This window comes from Armatimonas sp. (assembly GCF_043760365.1).
Lineage (GTDB): Bacteria > Armatimonadota > Armatimonadia > Armatimonadales > Armatimonadaceae > Armatimonas.
In genome coordinates, this window is record NZ_JAYUPA010000402.1 from 1 (window position 1) to 4981 (window position 4981).

At 54.7% G+C, this 4981-nt stretch carries 4 protein-coding genes; 3 read left to right on the top strand and 1 reads right to left on the bottom strand.

What is annotated here, in order from left to right; all coding sequences use genetic code 11:
• From ACH2EH_RS09530 to ACH2EH_RS09540, 3 genes are all read left to right on the top strand, one after another.
• Positions 1-1806 (top strand): FlgD immunoglobulin-like domain containing protein (locus ACH2EH_RS09530; protein WP_395141111.1); only part of this gene is annotated, 1806 nt, incomplete at its 5' end.
• 43 nt (positions 1807-1849) lie between these two features.
• Positions 1850-2596, top strand: a complete 747-nt coding sequence (locus tag ACH2EH_RS09535) for a hypothetical protein (RefSeq protein ID WP_395141113.1) — start codon at positions 1850-1852, stop codon at positions 2594-2596.
• Positions 2597-2660: 64 nt separating this feature from the next.
• Positions 2661-4721 carry an invasin domain 3-containing protein gene (locus ACH2EH_RS09540; protein ID WP_395141115.1) on the top strand — a complete coding sequence of 687 codons (2061 nt, stop codon included), beginning with the start codon at positions 2661-2663 and terminating at the stop codon, positions 4719-4721.
• Positions 4722-4733: 12 nt separating this feature from the next.
• On the opposite strand, the gene ACH2EH_RS09545 is transcribed toward ACH2EH_RS09540, so the two are convergent.
• On the bottom strand, positions 4734-4981 hold a 248-nt coding region (locus tag ACH2EH_RS09545; protein WP_395141117.1), incomplete at its 5' end, for a sigma-70 family RNA polymerase sigma factor.

The window sequence follows — 4981 nt, forward strand, 5'->3', positions numbered from 1 at the left end:
ACAGATGCTTCGGGTAACCCGGCTGTGACGGGAGTTAATAACCAGTTCCAGATTTTTGCTAGTGTCACTAGCCAAAAGCAGCGTCTTCCTGATGCGGACGTGCCACTTAGTGGTGTCTCCGTCAGCTTGACACTGCCTCCTGGATTGCGTTTTGTGACGAACCCTGCAACGGGTTCCCCCGATCCTTCAAGAAAGCTCGTTCAGCCGACAGGGACTGGTTCAACTCGACTTGGTGAGCTTGTTGGTGATCAAACAGGAACTGCCTCTTGGCTGGTGGAGCCAACGGGTGAGGTCTATGGGCCTGTTACCTATCAGGTCGCAATGGGTGTCGAGCGGCCAAACCCACTTTCTCGATCCATTGGGCGTACGATTGTTATTCCTGCGACACCTTTGGTTGAATTAAAGACGGGATTTTTCCAGATGCTGGGATTCCCGTTCCAGTTTGATCCTCTGCTGTCTAATAATGGTGATCCTGATACGATCATTAACTCGCTCAGTCGGCCCATTGACGAGCCTGTCCTCCTTTTCCGCTGGGTGCCGGATCCTCTGTCAAACACGGGTGGTGGTCGCTACGTTAGAGAAACAAAGATTGAGCCGGGTGTCGCCTACTTCTATCGGCCTGCTCAGGGAAGCGGTGGGAAGCGACTACTCTATCTCAGAGGAGCACAGCCCCAGGCGCTTCAGGCTCCGACAGGCAACGCACTGACCATACCGTTGCAGATAATCTTGGAGAAGGGGTGGAACATGATTTCAAACCCCTATGTCTACGAGATTCCACTCAACTACTTGCGAATTGTGCCCCTGGAAAATAATCCGTCGCTAAGCTCCATCTCCTTTAGTGAAGCGGTGCGAAACAACGTGATTCGAGGTGGGGTGTTTTACTACAGTGCCGCTGAGAGTGGTTACCGCTTTTTCGAGGACCTGACGTCTGCCTTGAAACCATGGCAAGGCTACTGGGTCTATCTTAATACTCGTGTGAGTGTGCTTTTTGCAACTCCCACACAGAGAGATGCGGTTGTTCTTCCTGATCCTGTCAACCCGATTCCTGAGCCCGCCACACGAGCTCAGAAAGCGATGACGGCTGATAGCTGGAAACTGGGCCTCGTGATCCGCAGTGCCGATGGCAAACAGGATGCATCTACTCGGATCGGAGTTGCTCCTGGAGCTTCTTCCGGACAGAGTGACTATCCGAAGCCCCCGGCACCTATTGATAGCGCGGTGCGCTTGGCGATTACTAAGGGGGATGCGGCAAGCCGTTACGCTCAGGTTCTGAAAACGCCTGGTGGTAAGGCAAGCTGGGATCTCGTGGTTGAGGGAGCTGATCAGGATGGAGTCGCGACTCTTCTCTGGGAGGGCCTTGGCATTGTGCCCAAGCAGGTTCGCCTGAGCATTACGGATGCTCAGGGGCATACCACTAACTTGCGTAATGCCTCTTCTCTGCGGGTAAACATTCGCAAGGGAGTCACCAGCCGATTCGTCGTAACTGCTCAGCGACAAACGAGTCAGCCTCTGGCGATCACTAGTTTCACAAAGATTCCTGGAAGTCGAGCAAGTGGGAGTCACACGTTTGTCGTGCGTCTTACTCAGGATGCTAACTTGACAGCAACGGTAAAGACTCGGTTAGGCAACACGATTGCCGTCCTGAGTTCAGGACGTTCTGCGTCTGCCGGTGAAACTCGACTGACTTGGAACGGGCATAACCAGAATAATGCGGCGGTTCCTGCTGGGGGCTATTTCTTGGAAGTTCGTGCAACTGCTGGTGATGAGCAGGTTCTGAAGACATACCCGATTCAATCGGTTCGGTAAAATGGAATTCCCCAGTGGTTTACACCACTGGGGAGACAGTGAAATGGAAGGATTTTCGAGCAAACCTATGATGAGCCCGATAACAATGCGCCGCACGCTCGCTTCGGGGGCACTCCTGCTGACTGCAGGACTTACCCTGATGCCGGGTTATGCCTATGCCCAAACCCCGAGCAATGTACTGCTCTTCCCCGCCGTCGTTGATGGTGACCGGACAGATAGTACAAAGCTTGCTGAAGAAATTGTGACCGAGGCCGTTCGTAACCAGCTGAGTAAGCTGGGGATCGCGGCGGTGGTCTACACCAAACGTCTCCCTAGTGTCCAACGTGCCCTTAACGAGAGCGACAAGATTCTCACCGAGAAAGACGTCGAGAATGGGCCGGGGGATGATAATCGCAAAGCACAGCGCTTTGCTGAGGTTGTGGGAGCATCTGAGTATGTTACTGTCTTTGTAGATGGTTATACTTTTGATGTTACTAGCCGAACGGCGAAGTTTAATCTGAGTGTCTCGCGCTATAACACTCAAAATGGTAAAGCGATGGGAACTTTTGCGAGGCTTCAGCAGGGGATTGCCCCAGCAGATGTTCCCAAATCGCTTCATGAAAGCTCTTCCATGGCACGGGCTGCGGAAACAGGTGGCCAGCAAGCGGGGGCTGCTTTGTTCCCTCAGGCAGCGGCTTTGGTGACTCAAAACCAGAAAATAAAACCCCAGGGGACAAAACGTTCCAGTGATAAGAGCATTGTGACTGTTTTTGGGGCGTTGCTCGGAGTTCTTTACTTTTCCACACGCTGAAAATTTTTTGGACGCCCCGCTGCAAATCTGAAGCGGCGGGGCGTTTTTTTATTCTAATCCAATCGTGGACTATCTACCCCTCCTGCCTCTCGTACCTCTCGTACTCACCGTTCCAAACGCTTTCACCCTCATTGCAGTAGACCTCAAGCCCGAGAAACCTGTGATACGTGCGGATGGACGAAGCACCAGTGTCATTGCCGCACGGGTCTTTGATGACCGAGGTGTGCCGGTGGCTGACGGAACACGGGTACAGTTCTCTACAACACTGGGACGTCTGGATACCCAAGTTGCGGAGACACGTGGTGGCTTTGCGCGGGTTACGCTCACCGCAGCCGATCAACCGGGAATCGCTACCATTACGGCGAATCTGGAAGCGGGTGGAGCCGTTCCCGCACGTGTTCAGGTCGCTTTTAGCAACGATACGCAGTCTGCCGAGCTGACAAATCAGTGGCTTCGGTTTACCGGGAGTGTCTACGTCTCTTTGGTGGTACTGAGCCCGACGCTGCGCATTATAGACGTATTAGGAAAGACGCACGATGCACGTGCCAGCTACGGGGATGTCACTATCTCGGCGGATCACATCCAGTACCGTTTGGGTGTGCCGGTTGTCTATGCCGAGGGCAACGTTGTTCTCGAAGTTGGGAAAGTGCGCCGTCGGTACTATCGCATTGCCTTTGACCTACTACAACAAACGGGATTCGCGGAGACAGCAACCGGGCGCATAGAGCTTGGTCGTGGTTTGCAGGAGACCGTACTGCCGCCCACGGAAGCTGCTTCCTGGAAGTTTATGGATCTTGGAGCTGCTCCCCTGGTAGTTGCTGCGCGCTCTATCGGCCTCAATCAAGAGGGAATGGTTCAGTTTCGCCAGGCGACCTTCTATTTGGAGGGGCAGAAAGCCTACTCGACTCCGTATCACATCATGACTCTGCGGCAACAATCACTCTATCGAGAGCAGTTGGTTGGCGTGGGGGCCAGTGGGATGTGGCTGAACTTGCCCTACTACTTCAATGTTCAGCCACGTGGAGTGGGGACTCTCTTTCTTAGGCGGGGGGCCCCGTTTGGCTCATCGGTATACTCTCAGCGGCAGGGGTGGACTCTCGATATGGAGCAGTCCTATAACAGTGCGGGGGCGATGGAGGGGCAGCTTCAGGTTTTGAACCTTGTCAGCGCGAACCGGGGGCTTCGACTCCAGCACAATCAGAAGCTGGATACCAAAACCGATGCGAGCCTCTTTATGGACTTGATTGGGGGACAGAATCTATTTGGTTCTAGCCAGATTGGGCATAACTTCCCTGCATTCCGAGTCAACATGAGCGCCGCACTAAATCGTTACCGTGGCTTCACCGACACAACCACGGGACGAGGAGTTCCCGCGAGCGGTGACTGGCGTGTTCAAACGACCGCTGAGTCCTATCCCAAGCTCCTGGGGCCAAAGTCCGGGGTGCACTATGCACTAACTGTGGCTCATACTGACCAGCGGTTTTTTGGTGGCCAGAGTGCTCGTGGGGCAGTTCAGTCGCAGAACTTGGGAACACGCTTCTATGCCAATCCCCTGAAGCTTGATCCACGCACTTCGCTGACACAATCCGGAGTACTGGGCTATACCTGGGTGGAGGCGCCCGTTGGGACGAGTGGAATTGGGAAATCAGGGGTCTCGGTACAGACAACGACAACCGTGGCTCAGCCGGTACGCTGGCGTGCGCTGGCTCTGGGGACGTTTCAGGTGAGCTACGATTACTTTCAGACACCGCCCCTCTTTGTTACCACGGGGATACCTGCCGGAACCATCCCGGGAACGACGCCTACAGTGCCTACTGTGATTCGGCAGGGACGGCAGCGCCTCAGTGTCACGACATTCTTGAGTCAAGGCGACCGCTGGAATCTCTCCTTGAGCGGCTCACGGGGCTTGGATGCTTTCCAGAGTACACTCTACACCGAAGCACGAACTCTCCTCAAAGGCCCCTGGTACGCCCGCGTGCGCCTAACCGATACTCAGTTTACGACGGTGGGCTATACCGATCTGGAATACGCGCTGATTCGAATGGTCAACGGGCGGGAAGTGGCGCTCTACTACTCCACGACGGCGCGCCGTTTCCAGCTTGACTTGACCGGTCTGAGTTTCTAGGGCCTTTAGCTTCTAGAACTTTTCTTGAGGACCAAGGCGACGTAGTTTCTTTATCGCCCGTAGCTCAATCTGTCGGACTCGCTCGCGGGTGACATGAAGCTGTTGGCCGACTTCTTCTAGTGTGCAGGGGGCCTCGCCTTCCAGGCCGAAACGCATACTGAGAACCTCACGCTCACGGTCGGAGAGCTGCGAGAGAACGCCTTCCAGCTCCTCACGACGAATCAGGTTCATTGCCACATCGGAGGGGGTGGGAGTGGACT

What these genes read in the sequence shown, in the direction of transcription:
- ACH2EH_RS09535 (WP_395141113.1), top strand. Translation starts at nt 1,850, where the DNA reads ATGGAAGGATTTTCGAGCAAACCTATGATGAGCCCGATAACAATGCGC.